The sequence below is a fragment of the Bacillus sp. 2B09 genome, from assembly GCF_003946835.1.
Taxonomy (GTDB): Bacteria; Bacillota; Bacilli; order Bacillales; family Bacillaceae; genus Bacillus; species Bacillus altitudinis.
On sequence record NZ_RPSG01000020.1, the window covers coordinates 1 to 1,232 of the forward strand.

Consider the following 1,232-nt stretch of genomic DNA (forward strand, 5'->3'; position numbering starts at 1 on the left):
GGCAGACAGACGATTTTGCCTGATCTTTTCTTTATGTTCCTCCCACACATGTCTTGAGATGACCTTTTGATGATTTTTAGATCTTGTGCAGTTTTCAAGGAAAGGACACGATGTGCATTTTTTAGGATCTGATTTGTAGAACCTATAACCTTTTCGATCAGTCGTGGTATATAAAAGCTTTTCACCATTCGGGCATATGTATTGATCGTGTTCAGAATCATACTGGAATTTCCACTTCTCGAATAATCCTCTTGTTGGATGGAAACGTCTATGTGCGATGACACCAAAAATACGGCGATCAGATAAACCTTTACAGATTGGGGTTGTCAAATAACCAGAATCAAGGGCAACTGCGTTTACTTGAAAACCAAATCGTGCGATTTGGTGATCCAATCGTTCAAGATACGGAACGGAATCATGGACATTGCCAGGCGTGACATGAGCATCTGTGATGATATTGTACTTCATATCCGTTGTACGATGGTCTAGGTAGAAAAAGCCTTCTGGTTTGTTTTCACGATAAAGATAGCCACTTTCAGGATCAGTCGTACTTTGACGAATGTCTTTTTCCGTTTTCACCTCCTCTTTTACCTTTAAGGGCTTTTTTCCGTGTGCCACCCGATCTTCTTGGATCGCTTCTTCTAATTCATTTATATAGTTCTGGGTATCTTGTTCAATCGTTTTTCTTGTATATTTATGTTTATTGGCATTGGCTTTAAGATGAGTGGAGTCAGTAAAAAGAACGCGCCCTCCAACCATATCGTGATTGATGGCTTGAAGAACAATTTCATCGAAAATGTCTTGAAAAATGGTTGTATCCTTAAATCGAGTACGACGATTCCAGCTAATGGTCGAGTGATGGGGAACGGGGTCATTGATGTTTAAACCTAAAAACCATCTATACGCCATGTTATAGTAAATTTCTTTTTCAAGTTGTCTTTCAGAACGGATACCGTACAGGTATCCGATAAACATCATTTTAAACAAAATAAGTGGATCAAGTGAGGGACGACCTTTATTCTCACTATAATATGGTTTTACTTTGTCTATGATAAATGAAAAATCAATGTACTGATCAATTTTACGAAGCAGGTGATCCTCTTCGACCAATTGATCTAGCAAAACAAATTCGGCTTCGTGCTGAGAAGAATTTCTAGTGTGGAACATGAGAAAAACACCTTCCTTTAGTATGCTTTTCTCTATTATAAAATGGGATAGTGGAAAATTTAAGG

The 1,232-nt window shown here is 38.1% G+C and carries 1 protein-coding gene; it reads right to left on the reverse strand.

All coding sequences use genetic code 11. The annotated features are described in order from the left end of the window. Window positions 1-1,167, reverse strand: a 1,167-nt coding sequence (locus EBQ12_RS19170) for an IS1182 family transposase (protein ID WP_125591035.1), incomplete at its 3' end; no start/stop codon positions are given. Between the last annotated feature and the right edge of the window lie 65 nt (window positions 1,168-1,232).